Below are 18,354 nucleotides of genomic sequence, written 5' to 3' on the forward strand. Positions count from 1 at the left end.
TTTGAGGAGCGGGGTCTGGGGCGGAGCCCCAGTTCGGGAAGGGGCGGGATTGGGGAACCCCCCGTTAGGGCCCACGTAGTACCTGCGACGGACCCCCGGAACCCATCCCACGCGGGACGCCCAAGGGCGACCCGCCCCCGTACCGTCGTACCCGTGACCGACAAACCCCGGAGCCCAGAGTTCCACCTCGCGCAGAACGCCCTGCAAGGACTCCGCACCGACCTGTTCCACGACGCCTTCGCCTACCGCCCCCTGCCCCCGCTGAGGACGGACACGGGCCTGCCCGCCGGCTTCCGCGGCCGGATACGCGCGGCCGCGGCGTGGTTCCCGCACGCCACGGTGCTCACCCTCGCCCTGATCACGCTGATCGCCGCCTACGTGGGCGGCTTCGGCAACTGGCAGAGCAGCGAGTTCGGATGGGCCCTGACGGGGATCCTGCCCGCGGCGGCCGTGGCCCTGACGCTGGTGCGGCCGGTCCTCGCCTGGTGGCTCTCGCTGGGGATGACACCGGTCATGGTGGTCCTGAACAGCGGCGGCTGGTTCCCGTGGGCGCCGGGCTCGGTCGTCGGGCACACGGCGGTGATGGCCATCGTGGCGGCGCGCACCCGGCCGCGCACGGCGGCGTGGATGTGGGTGATCACGGTCCTGTACTCGATGTTCGCGGGTACGTCGGGGCCCACGTCGTATCCGGCGTCGGGGCTCGTCGCGGACTCCGACGCGATGGCCATGGCGGTCTTCAGCGGCATCGTCGTCGCCCTCGTCAGCCTCGTGACGCTGAACCGCTCCGCCCGCCAGGAGGTCGTCGCCGAGCGCACCGTCACGGCCGTCGAGCGGGACCGGCGCACGCTCCTGGAGGAGCGCACGAACATCGCCCGTGAGCTGCACGACGTGGTCGCGCACCACATGTCGGTGGTCGCGATCCAGGCGGAGGCCGCCCCGTACCGCGTGCAGAACCCGCCGCCGGAGCTGGAGCAGGCCTTCGCGACGATCCGCGAGAACGCGGTGATCGCCCTGACCGAGCTGCGCCGCGTCCTCGGCGTCGTCCGCGCCGAGGACTACGAGGCCCCCGACGCCCCGCAGCCGACGCTCGCCGACCTCGACCGGCTCCTCGACAACGTACGCGGCACGGGCCTGAGCGTGGAGAAGGTCGTGACGGGCGCCGCGCGCGAGCTGCCGCAGGGCGTGGAGCTGTCCGCGTACCGGATCGTGCAGGAGGCCCTGAGCAACAGCCTGCGGCACGCGCCGGGCGCGACGGCCCGGGTGGAGATCGGGTACGTGCTTGGCGGGCTCGGACTGCGGATCGTCAACGGCCCCGCCACCGGGCTCGTCAAGCCCTCGCCCGGCGCCGGGCACGGCATCACCGGCATGCGGGAGCGGGTCACCATGCTCGACGGCGAGATGACGGCGGAGCCCACCGCCGACGGGGGGTACGAGGTGACGGTGTTCCTGCCGGTTCCCGTGGCGACGGCGACGGCGACAGCGACGGGGGCGGCGGTCGCCGACGTGCCCGCGACCCCGGGGGAGTCCGCATGACCCGGACCATTCGTGTCCTGATCGCCGACGACCAGATGATGGTCCGCGAGGGCTTCTCCGTCCTGCTCAACGCGATGCCGGACATCGAGGTCGTCGGCGAGGCGGTGAACGGCCGCGAGGCCGTGGAGCGCGTGCGCGAACTCGCCCCGGACATCGTCCTGATGGACATCCGCATGCCGGAGATGAACGGGATCGACGCCACCCGCGAGATCGTCTCCGGCGCCGCCGGCGCGACCACGAAGGTCCTCGTCCTGACGACGTTCGACCTCGACGAGTACGTGTACCAGGCGCTGCGCGCGGGCGCGTCCGGCTTCCTGCTGAAGGACGCGTCGGCGCGGCAGCTCGCGGACGGCGTACGGGTCGTGGCGGCGGGCGACGCCCTGCTCGCGCCGAGCGTGACGCGGCGCCTGATCACGGAGTTCTCGAAGCTGTCGGACCGGCCGCAGCTCGGGGTTTCCGCGCAGGCGCAGGCCCAGTACGGCGAGCTGACCGAGCGCGAGACGGAGGTGCTCGTCCTGATCGCGCAGGGGCTCTCCAACGCGGAGATCGCCACGCACCTCGTCGTCGCCGAGTCCACCATCAAGACGCACGTCAGCCGCATCCTGGTGAAGCTGGGGCTGCGGGACCGCACGCAGGCGGCGGTGTTCGCGTACGAGGCGAGGCTGGTCACGCCCGGGTGAGAGGGTCTAACGTCCGTTCATGGGTGAATGGGCAGGTGAATGGGCAGACGTGACCGGTGTCTTCGCGCCCGGGGCGGCCGCGTTCGTCGCGGACCCCTACCCCGCGTACGCCGAGCTGCGCGCCCGCGGCCGCGTGCACCACTACGGGCCGAGCGACCAGTATCTGATCCCGCGCCACGCGGACGTCGCGGCGCTGCTGCGCGACCGGCGGCTCGGCCGCACGTATCTGCACCGCTTCAGTCACGAGGAGTTCGGCCGCCAGGCGCCGCCGCCCGCGCACGAGCCGTTCCACGTCCTCAACGACAACGGCATGCTCGACCTGGAGGCCCCGGCCCACACCCGCATCCGCCGCCTGGTCGCGAAGGCGTTCACGCCGCGCACGGTGGCGCGACTCGGGCCGTATGTGGAGGGGCTCGCCGACGAGTTGGTGCGGGGGCTCGTCGCGGACGGGGGCGGGGACCTCGTGGCCCGCGTCGCGGAGCCGCTGCCCGTCGCGGTGATCGCCGAGATGCTCGGCATCCCGGAGGGCGACGACCGGCACCAGCTGCGGCCCTGGTCGGCCGACATCTGCGGCATGTACGAGCTGAACCCGTCCGAGGAGACGGCGGCGCGCGCCGTGCGGGCGTCGGTCGAGTTCTCCGCGTACTTGAGGGAGCTGATCGCCGCGCGGCGCGCGGCCGGGCTCGACGGCGACGACCTGCTCACCGGCCTCATCGCCGCCCACGAGGACGAGGACCGGCTCAGCGAGCAGGAGCTGATCTCCACCTGCGTCCTGCTCCTGAACGCCGGGCACGAGGCGACCGTCAACGCCACCGCCAACGGCTGGTACGCGCTGTTCCGCCACCCGGACCAGCTCGCCGCCCTGCGCGCCGACCCGGACGGCCTGCTGCCGACGGCCGTGGAGGAACTGCTCCGCTACGACACGCCGTTGCAGCTCTTCGAGCGGTGGGTGCTCGACGACATCGAGGTCGACGGGACCGTGATCCCGCGCGGCAGCGAGGTCGCGCTGCTCTTCGGCTCCGCCAACCGCGACCCGGACGCCTTCGCCGACCCGGAGACCCTCGACCTGGCGCGGGCCGACAACCCGCACATCTCCTTCAGCGCGGGCCTGCACTACTGCATCGGCGCCCCGCTGGCGCGGATCGAACTCGCTGCGTCGCTCGGCGCGTTGCTGCGCCGTGCCCCCGCGCTCCGGCTCGCCGCCGAGCCGGAGCGCAAGCCGAACTTCGTGATCCGGGGGCTCGGGGAACTCCTCGTGGAGTGCTGAGTGCCGAGTGCTGAGTGCAGTGCTGCGACGGCTCATGTGGCTGATACGAGGGTCCGTCAGCCGGTCAGCAGGTCCCGTCGGCGCAGGGCCGCCAGGCCCGCCGCCGTCAGGGCGAGCGCCAGGGCCGTCAGGAGCAGCACCGGCGGCCACGCCATGTCGTTGCCGGGCAGCTTCGGCAGGTGCGAGAACGGCGACAGGTTCATGACCGCCTGCGGCACGTCGAGCGCGGGGCCGAACCAGCCGATGAGCAGGGCCGCGCCCGCCACCCCCCAGGCGCCGACGGCGAGGTGGGGCGCGGCGCCGTGGAGCAGCACGGCGAGCGCGCCGATCAGCCAGATCGCGGGCACCTGGACCAGACAGGCGCCGAGGACCGGCCCGGCGTCCTGCCCGTACCCGAGCGCGAGGCCGCACCCGGCGAGCAGCATGATCAGTGCGGCGCCGCCGAACGCGATGACGAGGTGCCCGGCGGCCCAGCGCAGCCTGCCGACGGCGTTCGCAAGGACCGGCTCCGCGCGCTGTGCGGTCTCCTCACCGTGGAGCCGCAGCACCGACGCGACGACGTAGAGCGCGCCGACCATCGCGATGATGCCGATCATCGCGGACAGGAACGCGTCGGTGAGCCCGGCGTGGCCGCCCATGCGCCGGAAGATCTCGCGGGTGTTCTCGTTGTCGCCGACGAGGTCGGCGACGCCGTCCGTCATGCCGCCGAAGACGACGCCCGCGACCAGGAAGCCCGCGCTCCACCCGTACACCGCCCCGCGCTGGAGCCGCCACGCGAGCGCGCCCGCCGTGCCGACGCGGCCGTTCGCCGGGCCCGGCCGCGACGGCAGGAAGCTCATGCCGACGTCGCGCTTGCCCGCCAGTTCGTACGCGGTGACGCACCCCACGGCGATCGTGCCCGCGAAGAGCAGCAGCACCCACCACCGCTCGTCGCCGAAGGCGCGGGTGTTCTCCAGCCAGCCGACCGGCGACAGCCAGGTGAGCGGCGACGAGCCGTCCGCCGTCGCCGAGTCGCCCGCCGCGCGCAGCACGAAGGCCGCGCCGAGCAGCGCCGACGTGAGGCCCTTGGCCAGGCGGGCGCTCTCCGTGAGCTGGGCGACGATCGCGGCGAACACCGCGAACACCATGCCCACGCAGGCCACGGCGAGGCCGAGCGCGACCGCGCCGGTGCCGCCCTCGCCCGCGAGCCCGGCCGCGATGAGCAGACCGAGGAGCGCGTTGGCGGCGAGCGCCGTGAGCAGCGCGGACGTCAGCGGCGCCCGGCGCCCGACCATGGCGGACGACACCATCTCCTGCCGCCCCGTCTCCTCTTCCTCGCGGGTGTGGCGTACGACGACGACCAGGCTCATCACGGCGGCGAGCAGCCCGGCGTACGTACCGACGCGCCACGCGGTGAGGCCGCCGATCGACTGCTCGAACACCGGGCCGTAGAAGGCGCGCAGGGAGGCGTTCGTGGTCATCGACTCGACCAGGTCCGCGCGCTCCGCGGGGGTGCCGTACACGTTCCTGAGCGTGTTCGGCATGCTCAGGACCATCATCGTGACGACCGTGAGCCAGACCGGGATCAGGACCCGGTCGCGGCGCAGGGCGAGCCGGAACAGGGGCCAGGTCCCGGCGAGTTGGCGCCTGCGGGCGGCTCGTTGCGAGGCGGGCAGTGGCGGGCTGCCGAGGGTGAGGGTCATCGGGCCACCGCCGCCTCTTCGCCCCGGGGGCCGGGGCGGTCGGTACCCGTGCGGTCGGCGCGGTCGTCCTGGTAATGCCGCAGGAACAGCTCCTCCAGGGTGGGCGGCGTGCTCGTCAGGGAGCGCACCCCCGCGTCGGTGAGCGCGCGCAGGACCGCGTCGAGCTTGTCGGTGTCGACCTGGAGCCGCACCTGGTGGCCCTGGACGTCCAGGTCGTGCACGCCGGGCAGGTGCGCCAGGCCGTCGGGGGCGGCCGCGAGTTCGGCGTGCACGCTGGTGCGGGTGAGGTGGCGCAGGTCGGCGAGGGAGCCGCTCTCGACCGTCCGCCCGCCGCGGATGATGCTGACCTGGTCGCAGAGGGTCTCCACCTCGCTGAGGATGTGCGAGGACAGCAGTACGGTGCGGCCGCGCTCGCGCTCGTCCTCGACGCAGTACTGGAAGACCTCCTCCATCAGCGGGTCGAGCCCGGAGGTCGGCTCGTCGAGGACGAGCACGTCGACGTCGGAGGCGAAGGCCGCGACGAGGGCGACCTTCTGCCGGTTGCCCTTGGAGTAGGTGCGGCCCTTCTTCGTCGGGTCGAGCTCGAACCGCTCGACGAGCTCCGCCCGCCGCGCCTTGTCGAGCCCTCCTCTGAGCCGCCCGTACAGGTCGATGACCTCGCCGCCGGACAGATTGCGCCACAGCGTGACGTCGCCGGGCACGTACGCGACGTGCCGGTGCAGCTCCACGGCGTCGTGCCACGGGTCCCTGCCGAGCAGGCGCGCCGTCCCGGAGTCGGCGCGCAGCAGGCCGAGCAGGACCCGGATGGTGGTCGACTTCCCCGAGCCGTTCGGCCCGAGGAACCCGTGCACCTCACCGGCCTCCACCCGCAGGTCGAGCCCGTCGAGGGCGTGCGTCCGGCCGAAGGACTTGTGCAGGCCGGACACCTCAATGGCGGGGTGTGCCTTCGTCATGTTTTTGAAACTACGCTAGTTTCACAATTTTGTGAAGTTAAGGAAGCGCTTAAACTTGGGCGTGCGGTGGTGGACGTCGGGGAGATGATCGACGGATGGGCAGCGAGGGTTCTGGCGTGGGCGCCTTGAGCGGTGATGGGGCTGTGGGCGGTGCGGGCGGCGCGGGTACGAGTACGAGTGCGGGTGTGGGCGTGGAGCGCAAGGTGAATGGCGTGGAGGCCGGGGGGCGTACTCCCGAGGAGGAGTCGGCGGCCGCCTCGCGGTTCACCGAGCAGTTCGCCGCGCAGCTCGTCTGGGCCGGGATGCCGCGCATGCCCGCGCGGGTCTTCGCCGCGCTGCTCGCCTCCGACTCCGGCGCGCTCACCGCGGCGGAGCTCGGGGAGCGGCTGCACGTCAGTCCGGCGGCGGTGTCCGGGGCCGTGCGCTATCTGACGCAGCAGTTCATGATCACGCGCGAGCGCGAGCCGGGTTCGCGGCGCGACCTCTTCCGGGTGCACGGCAACCAGTGGTACGAGGCGCTCGGCAACCGGGACAACGTGCTGCAGCGGTGGGAGGCCGCGCTGCGGGAGGGCATCGGGCATCTGGGGGCGGACACGCCTGCCGGGCGGCGGCTCGGGGAGACGTTGGCGTTCTTCGAGTTCGTGCAGGAGGAGTTGGCGGGACTGATGGCACGGTGGCGTGTCCGCCGGGAGTCCCTCTTCGGCCCGCCCACGCCCTGACGCCTTCGGCGTGAGCCCTGGGGTGGGGGGACCCGCCGCCGGGCGCATCGGACCCGGGTGCGGGCCGGTGGGGGGTTTCCGCCGCTACCGCGGCGGTTTGTTTCCCACCCGCCCGCCCGTTTCCACCCTCCCGCGGGGTGGGCGCCCCCGGTGGGGGCTGGCCGCCGTCGGCGGGTGCCGCCGGGACGGTTGGTAGTGGGAGGGCGGGCGGGGTGAAGCCGCCGCGGTAGCGGCGGGACCTGTGCCCAGGGACCGGGCAGGGCCTGCGGCCATGTGTGCCGGTTGCGCAATTTCGGAGAAGTGGTGGGGGTGGCGGGCCGCATAGCGTGGGGGCGCGCGGGACGGGCCCGGCGCGGGAGAGGGGACGGCATGTCTGGTGAGCGAGCCGCGACGGCGGACGGCACGGCGCTGAGGGTGGCCCTCTGGCGGGCCCTCCACGTCCGGGCCGACCCGCCACCCCACGTACTCGAGGACGAGGTCGGCCTGCGCCTCGCGGCACCGGACGACGGCTGGCGCGGCCGACCGGACATGGACGCGCACGCCACGAGCCGCATGCGCGCGTCCATCGTGGCCCGCGCCCGCTACATCGAGGACCTGGTCGTGGACCAGGCCGGCCAGGGCGTCACCCAGTACGTCTCCCTCGGCGCCGGCCTGGACACCTTCGCCCAGCGCAGGCCCGACACCGCCGCAGGCCTGCGGGTGTTCGAGGTCGACCGGCCGGAACCGCAGGCCTGGAAGCGGCGGCGCCTGACCGAGCTCGGCTTCGGCGTCCCCGAGTGGCTGCACCTCGTACCGGTCGACTTCGAGTCGGGCCCCTCCTGGTGGGAACGGCTCGTCGCGGCCGGCTTCGACGCGGAGCGCCCCGCGGTCGTGGCCTCGACCGGCGTCACCATGTACCTCACGAGAGAGGCGACCGCGGCCACCCTGCGCCAGGTCGCCGAGCTCGCCCCCGGCTCCACGTTCGCCACGACCTTCATGCTGCCGCTCGACCTCGTCGCGCCGGACGAGCGCCCCCTGCTCCAGGCGACCGAGCGCGCGGCCCGGGCGTCCGGTACGCCCTTCATCAGCTTCTTCTCCCCCGACGAGATGCTGGCCCTCGCCCGCGAGACCGGGTTCCGCGACGCCCGGCACGTCTCGGCCGCGAGCCTCGCCCAGCGCTACTTCGCGGGCAGGACGGACGGCCTCAGCCCGTCCAGCGCGGAGGAACTCCTCGTGGCCACGACCTAGGGCGTGTCTTTCGGATCAGGCCGGGCCCGCGACGCCTGGCACGGCACCTCGCCGCGTTGTCGCACCGCCCACGTACGCCCAGTACGAGGACGATGCTCCGCCTTGCGATGCACCGCACCAGACGCCGCGGGCTGATCCGGCCTGATCCAAAAGACACGCCCTAGCGCGGCAGCGGCAGGCGGCTCACTCCGGCAGGATCAGGCGCCAGGGCTGGGGGTGCACCGTCCACGTACGACTGCGTACGGGACCCGCGGTCACCACGTCCGCGCGATAGCGGAAGTCCGGCCCCGACACCGTCACCGAGCGGGCCCGCGCCCGCACGGGCGCGGCCTCCGCGCCGACGGAGGCCGGCCGGACCTCGACCCGCGCGAGCCCCCCGATCCCAGGGGTGACGGCCACCATCTCGACGGGCTGGTCGAGGTCGACGAGCGTGACGCCGTCGGCCTCGACCCGCAGCCGCGCGGGCCCGGCCGCCGGCCGCGCCGGCCGGGCGCCCAGGGTCCGGACGAGGGACTGACAGGTCCGCAGCCACGCATGCCGCTCACCGCCCCCGGAGCTCCCGGAGCCCCCGGCGGACCCGGAGCCCCTGGCGGACCCACCGTCCCCGTCCGCTCCGTCCGATCCGTCCGATCCGGCGGACCCGTCGGCAGCCCCGGCCCCGCCCTTCCCGTACCCCCCTGAGGCGCCCCCGCCCGAACCCGCCGGGATCCACACATCCCCCAGGACCACCTCGTCCCGGTCGTCCACGAGCAGGTCGAGCCGTCGCGGCACCCCGTCGAGCACGGCGCGCGCCGCGGCGACCGCCCCCGTGGGGACGCCCAGCGACCGGGTGAGGCGCACGGCGGACGCGCTGGCCGCGACCGGGACGACGGAGACCTCGGCGGCGGCCAGGGCCCGCTCGCGGTGCAGGACGCCGACGGCGCGTCGAAGCGCCTGGTCGTCGCCGACCACGACGGGCCGGCGCGCACCCCGTCTGACCAGGGCACGGGCGAATTCCTCCGGCCCGTCGGGCAGGCAGATCTTCAGGGCGGCGCCCGCGCCAAGCACGTCCTTGGCGATGCGCACGGACTCGCCGTCGGTGCGCCGGGCGACCGGGTCGATGATCACGACGAGTTCATCGCGCTGGTCGCGAGCCGACACGTGCGCCCTTTCTTTAGTCCTCGGGTAGCATCTTTGTGCAAGAGCCCCTTGCGCTATTGCGCCAGGGGCTTCGTCTATTCCGGGGCGTCCAAGGCACACCCACACCGGCGGCCGACGGCTACTGGCTGCGGCCCCTGACCTTGGACATGCCCCGCCCGGAAGGGGTGTACGCCTGTGCCCGCACTCGTGCTGCTCGGTGCTCAGTGGGGTGACGAAGGCAAGGGAAAGGCCACCGACCTGCTCGGTGGCTCCGTGGACTATGTGGTGCGTTACCAGGGCGGCAACAATGCCGGCCACACCGTCGTCGTAGGCGACCAGAAGTACGCGCTGCATCTCCTCCCTTCCGGGATCCTCTCGCCGGACTGCGTCCCGGTCATCGGCAACGGCGTCGTCGTCGACCCGTCGGTCCTGCTCTCCGAGCTGAGCGGTCTGAACGAGCGCGGCGTCGACACGTCGAAGCTGCTGATCAGCGGAAACGCGCACATCATCACGCCGTACAACGTGACGGTCGACAAGGTGGGCGAGCGCTTCCTCGGCAAGAGGAAGATCGGCACCACCGGCCGCGGCATCGGCCCGACCTACGCCGACAAGATCAACCGCACCGGCATCCGCGTCCAGGACCTCTACGACGAGTCGATCCTGACGCAGAAGGTCGAGGCGGCCCTGGAGCAGAAGAACCAGCTGCTCACGAAGGTGTTCAACCGCCGCGCCATCGAGTCGGCGCAGATCGTCGAGCAGCTCCTTGAGCACGGCGAGAACATCAAGCAGTACGTGGCCGACACGACGCTGATCCTCAACAACGCCCTGGACGAGGACAAGGTCGTCCTGTTCGAGGGCGGCCAGGGCACGCTCCTGGACGTGGACCACGGCACGTACCCCTTCGTCACCTCGTCGAACCCGACCGCGGGCGGCGCCTGCACGGGCACCGGCGTCGGCCCGACGAAGATCAGCCGCGTCATCGGCATCCTGAAGGCGTACACCACGCGCGTCGGCGCGGGCCCGTTCCCGACGGAGCTCTTCGACAAGGACGGCGAGGCGCTGCGCGAGATCGGCGGCGAGCGCGGTGTCACCACCGGGCGCGACCGCCGCTGCGGCTGGTTCGACGCCCCGATCGCCCGCTACGCGACCCGTGTGAACGGCCTGACGGACTTCTTCCTCACCAAGCTCGACGTCCTCACCGGCTGGGAGCGGATCCCGGTCTGCGTGGCGTACGAGATCGACGGCAAGCGCGTCGAGGAGCTGCCGTACAGCCAGTCGGACTTCCACCACGCGAAGCCGATCTACGAGACGCTGCCCGGCTGGTCCGAGGACATCACCAAGGCCAAGACCTTCGCCGACCTGCCGAAGAACGCGCAGGCGTACGTGAAGGCCCTGGAGGAGATGTCCGGCGCCCCGATCTCCGCGATCGGCGTGGGCCCCGGCCGCGACGAGACGATCGAGATCAACTCGTTCATCTAGCCCGTTCCGTGCATCTCTGATCCGAAGACACGCCCTAGGTGCACACCCGACGCCGCGGCTGGTCCGGCAGGTAGCCCGCGCGCTCCTGCCGGGTCAGGTCGCGGTGCACTGCGCGGCAGATGCGGTCGACGGCCTCCGGCGCGGTGGGGAGGTCGACCTTCCAGAGGCGTGCCTTCCCGTCCTCGCCGCCGGTGGCCACGGTCCGCCCGTCCGGGCCGACGGCCACCGCGAAGACCGGCGCGGTCGGCCCGGTGAGGCGGGCGCGCCGCCTGCCGGTGGCCGTGTCCCACAGGCCCACGGTCCCGTCGTCGCCCGCGGAGGCGAGGGTGCGGCCCCCCGGGCCGAAGGCCACCGCGGCGACCTTGCCCGCGTGGGCCATGAGCGTGGCCCGTGCCGTGCCCGTCGCGGTGTCCCAGAGCCGTAGCCTGCCGTCCTCGCCGCCCGCGGCGAGGACGTTTCCGTCGGGGCTGAAGGCCACGGCCACGACCGCGCTCGTGTGGCCGGTGAGGGTGGCGCGCCGCTTGCCGGTGGCCACGTCCCACAGCCCGACCGTGCCGTCGGTGGCGCCGGTGGCCAGGGTGCGGCCGTCGTCGCTGAACGCGACCGCGTGGACCGTACCGGGGTTCTTCAGGGGCCGGGCCCGGCGCACGGACACGTCCCACAGCTCCACCGTCCGGTCCCCGTCGGAGGTGGCGAGGGTCAGCCGGTCGGGGCTGATCGCGACCGTTTCGAAGATGCTCGCGCGCCCGGTGCGCGTCGTGCGGCGCCTGCCGTCGGCCACGTCCCACACCCGCATCGTCTGCGAGTCGTTGACGGTGGTCAGGGTCTGCCCGTCCGGGCTGAACGCGAGGGCGGGGACCGGCCCCGAGCCGTCCTTGAGGCGGACCCGGGTGCGGCCGCTGGCCGTGTCCCACAGGCGCACCACCCAGTCGGCGCCGCTGGTGGCGAGGGTGCGGCCGTCGGGGCTGAAGGTGACGGCGATGACCGCCTCGCCGTGGCCGGCGAGCGTGGTGGGCGGCGGCCGTCCGGCCGTGTTCCACAGCCGTGCCGTCCGGTCGTGGCTGCTGGTGGCCAGGGTGCGGCCGTCGGGGCCGAACGCCACCCCGGAGACCTGCTCGGCGTGGCCGGTCAGGACGGTGCGCGTCCTGCCGCTGCGCACGTCCCACAGGCGTACGGTCCTGTCGGTGCCGCTGGTGGCCAGGGTGCGCCCGTCCGGGCTGAACGCCACCCCGGTGACCTCGCCCGTGTGGCCGGTGAGGGTGGCGCGCCGCCTGCCGGTGGCCGCGTCCCACAGCCGCACGGCGGTGTCGGCGCCGCTGGTGGCGAACATGTCGCCGTCGGGGCTGAACGCCACGCCGGTGACCGTGTTCGTGTGGGCCTTGAGGGTGATGCGCTGCTTCCCGGTGGCCGTGTTCCACAGCCGGGCCGTCTTGTCGGTGCTGCCGGTGGCGAGCGTGTCGCCGTCGCGGCTGAAGGCGACGGAGAAGACCGGCTCCGTGTGGCCGGTGAGGGTCGGGCCCCGCCTGCCGGTGTCCGCGTCCGTGAGGCGTACGGTCCCGTTGTCGTTGCCGGTGGCCAGGGTGCGGCCGTCGGGGCTGAAGGCGAGGGCGAAGACGACGTCCTTGCGGCTGGTGAGGGTGGTGCGGATGCTGCGCGCCGCCACGTCCCACAGCAGCACCCGCCAGTCGCCGCTGGTCGCGAGGGTCCGCCCGTCGGGGCTGAACGCCACCGCGTACACGTCGCCGGTGTGGCCGGTGAGGACGGCGAGCGCCCGGCCGGTGGCCGCGTCCCACAGGCGTACGGTCCCGTCGTCGCCGCCCGTGGCCACGGTCCGCCCGTCCGGGCTGAACGCCACCGTGAGGACCCGCCCCGTGTGGCCCGTGAGCCGGTGCCGCAGGGGGAGCGCGGCGGCGGCGTAGAGGCTGCTCGTCGCCTCGGGCGTGGGTGCGGTGCGGCGGGCCTCGATCGCGAGGAGCGACGCGAGGTCGGGGTCGCTGGGCAGCAGCGCGGCGGACTGCGCGGCGAGCTGCCGCGACTGGGCCAGGCGCTGGGCGGCGCGGGCCCGGTTGCGTTCGCGGTCGCTGTCGCGGCTCTGCTGCCAGGCGACCAGGCTCGCGGTCAGGACGAGGGCGAGCAGCACGGACAGGGCCACGGTGAACCGGCGCAGGCGCTGTGTGACCCGCGCCGCCGCGCGCGCCTCCTGGTCGCGGGCGGCGGCGCTGGCGGCGAGGAAGTCCCGCTCCAGGCCGGTGAGGTCCCGCTGGCGGCGGTCCTCGGGGAAGTGCTCGTCGGCGGTGGCGAGCCGCGTACCCCGGTACAGCGCGCCGTCGTCCCGGCCGAGCTCCTGCCAGACCTCGGCGGCCTCGGTGAGCCTGCGGTGGCAGCGCAGGCGTTCGCGGTCGTCGCCGATCCAGCCGCGCAGCCGCGGCCAGCCGGTGATGACGGCCTCGTGGGCCAGGTCGACGGTGTCGTGGTCGAGGGTGATGAGCCGGGCCCGGGCCAGCCGGTCGAGGACGCGCGCGGTGCCGTCGGGGTCACCGGTGTCCAGCTCCGCGCGCGGCACGGGGCGGCGGGTGTCGGGGGTGCCGTCGCCGGGGGCGACCAGGCGCAGCAGGATGTGGCGCGCCAGGTCGGCGTGGCCGACGGGCAGGCGGGTGTAGAGGTCCTCGGCGGTGCGGGCGAGCGCGCCCGCCACCTCGCCGGACGCCTCGTACGCGGCGGTCGTCAGGGTGCGGCCCTGGCGGCGGCGCCAGGTCTCCAGGAGCGCGTGCGAGGTCAGCGGCAGACAGCCCGGCTCGGCCACGGTCTGCTCGACGAGCCGGGCGGTCAGGGCGCGTTCGACGAGCAGTCCCTGCGCGGCGGCGGGACGGACGATGGCCTCGCGCAGCTCGTCGGGGCTCATCGGCACCACCGGAAGTCCCGCCTCGCGCACCGCTTCGGCGAGGCCGCGGTGCTGCAGGCAGTGCCCGTAGAAGTCCGCCCGTACGCCGAGGACCACCCGCAGCCGCCGGTCGTCGTCGCGGGCGGCGAGGATCCTGTCGATGAACAGGTCCCGTTCGCCCGGGTCGTGGCAGAGGGTGAAGACCTCCTCGAACTGGTCGACGAGCAGCCAGGTGTCGCCCTCCGCGCCCGCCGGGTCGAAGAGCCGCTCGTGGGTGCGGGCGGGCCGCGGCCCCGGGGTGAGGATGCGGATCGCGGCGGGCCGGGCGTGCTCCGCGCCGGGCTCCTGGAGGCGGGGGACGAGCCCGGCGCGCAGCAGCGACGACTTGCCGCTGCCCGAGGGCCCGAAGACGGTGACCAGGCGGTGTTCCAGGGTCAGTCGCAGCAGGTCGGCGGTGATCCGGTCGCGGCCGAAGAACCGGTCGCCGTCCCGGGCCTCGTAGCGCGCGAGGCCGCGGTAGGGCGGCTCCTTCTCCTCGTCCTCGTCCGGTGGCAGGGCCGCCTCGGCGCGCCGCGCCTCGCCCCAGCGCCGCTCCCACTGGGCCGGGTCGCCGTCGCAGGCCCGCACATAGGCGAGCGCGACCGGCAGCGACGGCAGCTTCTCGCCCGCGACGGCGTAGGCGAGGGCGGTGGCGGAGTAGTCGACGCGGCGGGCCATCGCCCGGTACGTCGGTGTGCCCGCCGCCCGGCGCAGCTCGCGCAGCTCGTACGCGAACCGCTCCACCGGCCCTGCCGACGGATCGATCGGTTTCTCACGACGCCCCACCCAGGCCTCCCCGTGTCCCCCGTGGCGTGCGGTGAGGCACCCACCCAACACCGTTGCCGCGCCGGCGCGGAAGCGGCTCGCGAGCCAACTCGCGGGCCTGTCACGGCGCCCCACTTTTTTGTCCCGAGGCACGTAGAGAGGTGCGGGACAAAGCCGCGGCCGCTGGACTGTTGACGGAACGGGGGAACCCGGGGGATCGGGGGGTCCCGGGTAAATCGGGGGCCCCAGGGGGAAAACGGGGGACCCCAGGGGGAATCGGGGGGAAACCGGGGCGCCGGGTCGACAGGCCCGGCGCCCCGCTTTCGAGTACGCCAGTTCTCCGCGGACGTCAGTTCTCCGCGGGCGTCAGTTCTTGGTGTACGTCAGTTCTTGGTGTACGTCAGCGCCCCGCTGCCGTCCACGTTCGCGCGGCGCAGCTGGCCGCCGGGCACCATCACGATCTCGCTGCGCTTGCCGGGGTCGCAGGTCGTCGCCGGGCCGACGGTGACCTCCGTCGGGCCGATGCTGAGCCGGTTCTCGGACGCGGACTCCAGCTTGCCCTGGAACACGCAGTGATACGTGCCACCGCTCTCGAGCGGGCCGTCGGCGGTCACGGACAGGACGGTGTCGCCGACCTCGCCCTGCTGGATGGTGAGTTCACGCGTGCTGCGCCCCGCGTCGGTGGTGAGGCTGCCGCTCCAGGTGCCGAGGAACTTCTCCGGGACGGGGCCGTCGTCGGACTGCGTCGACGTGGACGGCGAGGGGCTGCCGGAGCCGGAGTCGGACGGGGTGCCGGGCGTCTTCGGCGCGCTGGAGCCGCGGTTCTTGCTGTCGCCGCGCGCCTTCGGGTCGCCGTCGCCCTTCATCACCGCGTACACGGTGCCGCCCGCGCCGACGGCCACGATCAGGGCCACGGCGACGAGCAGCGCGGTGGAACGGCCGCTGCGGCGCGGCGGGTCGAGGGGCGGCGGGCCGTACGGCGGGGTCGGGCCGTAGGGCGGCGTCTGGCCGTACGGGGGCTGCGGGTGCGGGTAGCCGTAGGCGGCGGGGCCGGCGGGGCCCGCGGGCGCTTGCGGGTAGCCGTAGGCGGGCGCGTGGCTCGGCGTGGGCGCCGGGGCGGGGGGCGCGCCGCTGACCATGGTGGGGAGGTGGTTGACGGGGGGCGCGTGGCCGGGGGCGCCGGGCGGGGGAGGGGTGTCCTGGCCGGGTGCCGCGGCGCCGTTCGCCGCGGCACCGTTCGCGGGGGCGGACTGCGGCGCGGGCGGGGCGGTGGGCGGAGGCGTGGGGGCGGACGCGGCCCCGGCCTCGCCGTCCACGTCCCCCTCGGGATTCTCCGTGTCCAGCAACTGCACGGCATGCCGCCCGAGTTGGGCGACGAGCGCGCCCGGAAGCCACGGCTCGAGGGACTTCCCCTCGAAGAGCGTGTCCTCGGTGCCCGTGCGGGCCAGGATGTCGTCGAGCGAGGGCCGTGCGGCCGGGTCCTTGGCGAGGCAGTCGCGCACGAGCTCCGCGACCTCCTCGGGCACCCCGTCCAGATCGGGCTCCTCCTGCGCGATCCGGAACATCAGCGCGTGCACCCCGCTGTTGGCCGTCCCGAACGGCAGCGCGCCCGTGGCCGCGTACGCGAGGACGGAGCCGAGGCAGAAGACGTCGCACGCCTCCGTGACGCGGTCGCCGCGGACCTGCTCGGGCGCCATGAAGCCGGGCGACCCGACGAGCGCCCCGGTCCGCGTGAGCCCGCCGTCGGTGACGGTCTGCAGGGCGCGGGCGATGCCGAAGTCGATGACGCGGGGGCCGTCGATGGTCACGAGGACGTTGGACGGCTTGAGGTCGCGGTGGATGAGCCCGGCCGCGTGGATGTCCTTGAGGGCGTGGGCGAGCCCGGCGGCGAGGATGTTCACGGACCGCTCGGGCAGCGGCCCGTGGTCCTGCGAGACGACGGCCTGCAGCGAGGGCCCGGCGACGTACCCGGTGGCGACCCACGGGATCGCCGCCTCCGTGTCCGCGTCCAGGACCGGCGCGGTCCAGGCGCCGCCGACGCGCCGCGCGGCCCCCACCTCCTGCCGGAACCGGCCGCGGAACTCCTCCTGCGCGGCGAGCTCCTCGCGGACCAGCTTCACCGCGACCGTACGGCCGCGGTCCGAGCGCGCCAGGTACACCTGCCCCATGCCGCCCGCGCCGAGCCGCGCGAGCAGTCGGTAGGCGCCTATGCGCTGCGGATCCCCCGGGCCCAGTTTCTCCATGGCCATCGCGGCGCCGTCCTCCCCCAAGTTCCAGCCACTTCCGGCGCGGCCACTCTGCGTGCACCGCGCTGCAACAGACTGAGGATAGTGCGGGCTCAACAGGGGCGGCCCGGGGTTACGTCTACGGTTGCGTAACGGCGGACTCCAGCCGCGCCATGGCCTGTGAAAGGGCCTCCAACACCTGGGCTGTTTGCGCGAATTGTTCCTCGCCGAGCGCGTCCCTGAGCCGCGCGGCGAGTTCCGCATGGCCGGGCCGGATCCGGGCGATCGCCTCCCGGCCCGCGTCGGTGGGCGTGAGGAGCTTGGCGCGGCGGTGCGCCGGATTCGGCACGTACGCGGCGAGTCCGCGCCGCACGAGCAGGTCCGCGACACGTTGCACGCTCTGCCGCGTGATGCCCATGACCCGTGCGATTCCGGCCACCGGCAGGGGTTCGCGCAGGACCGCGCCGAGGACCTGCCACCAGGCGGCGGTGAGCCCGGCGGGCCTGGCGAGCTCCTCCGACACCGCGAGGAACTGGCCGTTGAGCCGGAAGACGCCGAGCGCGGTACGGCTGAGCAGCTCCTGCGCGCCCCGCTCCTCGTCCCTGCCCCTGTTCTCCGTGTCCTTGCTGTCCTCGCTCATGAGTTGAGGGTCTCGTACGCGGCCGGGTCCGAGTCGTGGAAGAGCCGGTACCAGGCGTCCAGCTTCTCGCCCTCGAACGCGCCCATCCGCTTGAGCACCTCGCGGGCGAACGCGACCGGCTCGGTGGGCCCGGCCGTGATCAGGTCGCCGTCGGTGACGGCGTCGGTCTCGACGTACCGCTCCTGGCCCCGGTAGCCCGTGGCGTCCAGGTACATCGGTACGGCGCTCGTGTGCGCGCGGTCGTCGAGCAGGCCCTCGCGGGCGAGGCCCGCCGTGGCGCCGCAGATCGCGGCGACCGGCACGCCCGCGTCGAGGAAGGCGCGGGCCGCGCGGGCGAAGGGGGCGAGCCGGTCGCCGGTGTCCCACAGGTCGGCGCCGGGCAGGATCAGCAGCTCACTGTCCTCGGGGCGCAGCTCGTCGAGGGTCAGGTCGGGCTGGACGCGGACCCCGCCGACGCTGGTGACGGGCTCGCGGGTGGCGGCGACGGTGCGGACGCGGTGGCCGGCGCGGGCGAGGTACGCGGTGGCGTAGCCGGTCTCCCAGTCGGCGAGGGTGTCGTAGACGGCGAGGTGAACACTGCGGCTCATGACGGCCTCCACTCAGCGGCGTATGTAAGCATGCTGTCACTACGACAGCATACTGTCAATGCTCAAAGTGTCGCCGGAAGCCGGAGACGCCGCTTAACGTCCGCAAGGAGCCCCCTTAACCCACGCCTCCCTACCGTCCCGGCCATGGAACTCCACACCCTCGCCGCCCACCTCGGCCTCGACCTCGCGGCCGTCACGCTCCTGACCTTCGGCGTCTTCTATCCGCGCCACCGCAGGCGCGAGCTCGTCCCCGCGTACCTCGCCCTGAACGTCGCGCTGTTCGCGGTCGTCGCGGCCCTGTCGGAGGCGAAGAGCGGCGGCGGGCTCGCGCTCGGGTTCGGGCTCTTCGGGGTCCTGTCGATCGTCCGGCTCCGCTCCGACGCGGTGCAGCACCAGGAGGTCGCGTACTACTTCACGACGCTCGTCCTCGGCCTCCTGTGCGGCCTGCCCGGCCTCTCGCTGCCCCTGGCCGCGGGCCTCGCCGCCGTGCTGCTGCTCGTGATGTACGCCGCCGACCACCCGCGCCTGTACGCCCGCGACCGCCGCGCGGTCGTCACC

At 73.9% G+C, this 18,354-nt stretch carries 14 protein-coding genes; 7 read left to right on the forward strand and 7 right to left on the reverse strand.

Annotated features, from left to right (window positions below; all coding sequences use genetic code 11):
• The first annotated feature begins 153 nt into the window (after nucleotides 1–153).
• From ACFWZ5_RS38090 to ACFWZ5_RS38100, 3 genes are read left to right on the forward strand one after another with little or no spacing between them, the layout of a single operon-like run.
• Complete coding sequence (locus ACFWZ5_RS38090; RefSeq protein WP_384805400.1) at nucleotides 154–1,533, forward strand: histidine kinase; 1,380 nt, start codon at nucleotides 154–156, stop codon at nucleotides 1,531–1,533.
• Nucleotides 1,530–2,213 (forward strand): response regulator, encoded by a 684-nt coding sequence (locus tag ACFWZ5_RS38095; RefSeq protein ID WP_384805398.1) that lies wholly within the window; start codon nucleotides 1,530–1,532, stop codon nucleotides 2,211–2,213. Before ACFWZ5_RS38090 ends, ACFWZ5_RS38095 begins: the two co-directional genes overlap by 4 nt.
• A gap of 19 nt (nucleotides 2,214–2,232) precedes the next feature.
• Complete coding sequence (locus tag ACFWZ5_RS38100; protein WP_384805396.1) at nucleotides 2,233–3,480, forward strand: cytochrome P450; 1,248 nt, start codon at nucleotides 2,233–2,235, stop codon at nucleotides 3,478–3,480.
• Between the two features lie 56 nt (nucleotides 3,481–3,536).
• Here the strand turns inward: ACFWZ5_RS38100 and ACFWZ5_RS38105 are convergent, their stop codons facing one another.
• Together ACFWZ5_RS38105 and ACFWZ5_RS38110 are read right to left on the reverse strand one after the other, a co-directional pair.
• Nucleotides 3,537–5,162, reverse strand: a complete 1,626-nt coding sequence (locus ACFWZ5_RS38105) for an ABC transporter permease (protein WP_384805394.1) — start codon at nucleotides 5,160–5,162, stop codon at nucleotides 3,537–3,539.
• Complete coding sequence (locus ACFWZ5_RS38110) at nucleotides 5,159–6,115, reverse strand: ATP-binding cassette domain-containing protein (RefSeq protein ID WP_384805392.1); 957 nt, start codon at nucleotides 6,113–6,115, stop codon at nucleotides 5,159–5,161. The genes ACFWZ5_RS38105 and ACFWZ5_RS38110 overlap by 4 nt, the downstream gene beginning before the upstream one ends.
• A 302-nt stretch (nucleotides 6,116–6,417) precedes the next feature.
• Here ACFWZ5_RS38110 and ACFWZ5_RS38115 point away from each other — a divergent pair, with 302 nt between their 5' ends.
• Both ACFWZ5_RS38115 and ACFWZ5_RS38120 read left to right on the forward strand, forming a co-directional pair.
• Nucleotides 6,418–6,834: a GbsR/MarR family transcriptional regulator gene (locus ACFWZ5_RS38115; RefSeq protein ID WP_384805402.1), complete on the forward strand. Its 417-nt coding sequence runs from the start codon at nucleotides 6,418–6,420 to the stop codon at nucleotides 6,832–6,834.
• Between the two features lie 369 nt (nucleotides 6,835–7,203).
• Nucleotides 7,204–8,061, forward strand: a complete 858-nt coding sequence (locus ACFWZ5_RS38120; protein ID WP_384807008.1) for a class I SAM-dependent methyltransferase — start codon at nucleotides 7,204–7,206, stop codon at nucleotides 8,059–8,061.
• Nucleotides 8,062–8,244: 183 nt separating this feature from the next.
• Here the strand turns inward: ACFWZ5_RS38120 and ACFWZ5_RS38125 are convergent, their stop codons facing one another.
• Complete coding sequence (locus ACFWZ5_RS38125; RefSeq protein ID WP_384805585.1) at nucleotides 8,245–9,201, reverse strand: diacylglycerol kinase; 957 nt, start codon at nucleotides 9,199–9,201, stop codon at nucleotides 8,245–8,247.
• A 174-nt stretch (nucleotides 9,202–9,375) separates the two neighbouring features.
• On the opposite strand from ACFWZ5_RS38125, the gene ACFWZ5_RS38130 reads away from it, so the two are divergent.
• On the forward strand, nucleotides 9,376–10,659 hold the full coding sequence (locus ACFWZ5_RS38130) for an adenylosuccinate synthase (protein WP_384805587.1): 1,284 nt from the start codon (nucleotides 9,376–9,378) through the stop codon (nucleotides 10,657–10,659).
• Between the two features lie 34 nt (nucleotides 10,660–10,693).
• On the opposite strand, the gene ACFWZ5_RS38135 is transcribed toward ACFWZ5_RS38130, so the two are convergent.
• From ACFWZ5_RS38135 to ACFWZ5_RS38150, 4 genes are all read right to left on the reverse strand, one after another.
• Entirely contained in the window at nucleotides 10,694–14,365 is a 3,672-nt protein-coding gene (locus tag ACFWZ5_RS38135) for a hypothetical protein (RefSeq protein ID WP_384805589.1), read from the reverse strand.
• A 362-nt stretch (nucleotides 14,366–14,727) separates the two neighbouring features.
• Nucleotides 14,728–16,587, reverse strand: coding sequence for a serine/threonine-protein kinase (locus ACFWZ5_RS38140; RefSeq protein ID WP_384805211.1), 1,860 nt, complete (start codon nucleotides 16,585–16,587; stop codon nucleotides 14,728–14,730).
• Nucleotides 16,588–16,708: 121 nt separating this feature from the next.
• The gene (locus tag ACFWZ5_RS38145) at nucleotides 16,709–17,209 is read right to left on the reverse strand and encodes a MarR family winged helix-turn-helix transcriptional regulator (protein WP_384805198.1); all 501 of its coding nucleotides are present in this window, start codon (nucleotides 17,207–17,209) and stop codon (nucleotides 16,709–16,711) included.
• Nucleotides 17,206–17,796, reverse strand: a complete 591-nt coding sequence (locus tag ACFWZ5_RS38150; protein ID WP_384805200.1) for a DJ-1/PfpI family protein — start codon at nucleotides 17,794–17,796, stop codon at nucleotides 17,206–17,208. The genes ACFWZ5_RS38145 and ACFWZ5_RS38150 overlap by 4 nt, the downstream gene beginning before the upstream one ends.
• 144 nt (nucleotides 17,797–17,940) lie before the next feature.
• Here ACFWZ5_RS38150 and ACFWZ5_RS38155 point away from each other — a divergent pair.
• The coding region (locus ACFWZ5_RS38155; RefSeq protein ID WP_384892002.1) for a DUF4956 domain-containing protein at nucleotides 17,941–18,354 on the forward strand (414 nt) is incomplete at its 3' end.

The organism is Streptomyces sp. NPDC059003, from assembly GCF_042740445.1.
Lineage (GTDB): Bacteria > Actinomycetota > Actinomycetes > Streptomycetales > Streptomycetaceae > Streptomyces.

What these genes read in the sequence shown, in the direction of transcription:
- ACFWZ5_RS38095 (WP_384805398.1), top strand. Translation starts at nt 1,530, where the DNA reads ATGACCCGGACCATTCGTGTCCTGATCGCCGACGACCAGATGATGGTC.
- ACFWZ5_RS38100 (WP_384805396.1), top strand. Translation starts at nt 2,233, where the DNA reads ATGGGTGAATGGGCAGGTGAATGGGCAGACGTGACCGGTGTCTTCGCG.
- ACFWZ5_RS38105 (WP_384805394.1), bottom strand. Translation starts at nt 5,162, where the DNA reads ATGACCCTCACCCTCGGCAGCCCGCCACTGCCCGCCTCGCAACGAGCC.
- ACFWZ5_RS38110 (WP_384805392.1), bottom strand. Translation starts at nt 6,115, where the DNA reads ATGACGAAGGCACACCCCGCCATTGAGGTGTCCGGCCTGCACAAGTCC.
- ACFWZ5_RS38115 (WP_384805402.1), top strand. Translation starts at nt 6,418, where the DNA reads ATGCCGCGCATGCCCGCGCGGGTCTTCGCCGCGCTGCTCGCCTCCGAC.
- ACFWZ5_RS38120 (WP_384807008.1), top strand. Translation starts at nt 7,204, where the DNA reads ATGTCTGGTGAGCGAGCCGCGACGGCGGACGGCACGGCGCTGAGGGTG.
- ACFWZ5_RS38140 (WP_384805211.1), bottom strand. Translation starts at nt 16,587, where the DNA reads ATGGAGAAACTGGGCCCGGGGGATCCGCAGCGCATAGGCGCCTACCGA.
- ACFWZ5_RS38145 (WP_384805198.1), bottom strand. Translation starts at nt 17,209, where the DNA reads ATGAGCGAGGACAGCAAGGACACGGAGAACAGGGGCAGGGACGAGGAG.
- ACFWZ5_RS38150 (WP_384805200.1), bottom strand. Translation starts at nt 17,796, where the DNA reads ATGAGCCGCAGTGTTCACCTCGCCGTCTACGACACCCTCGCCGACTGG.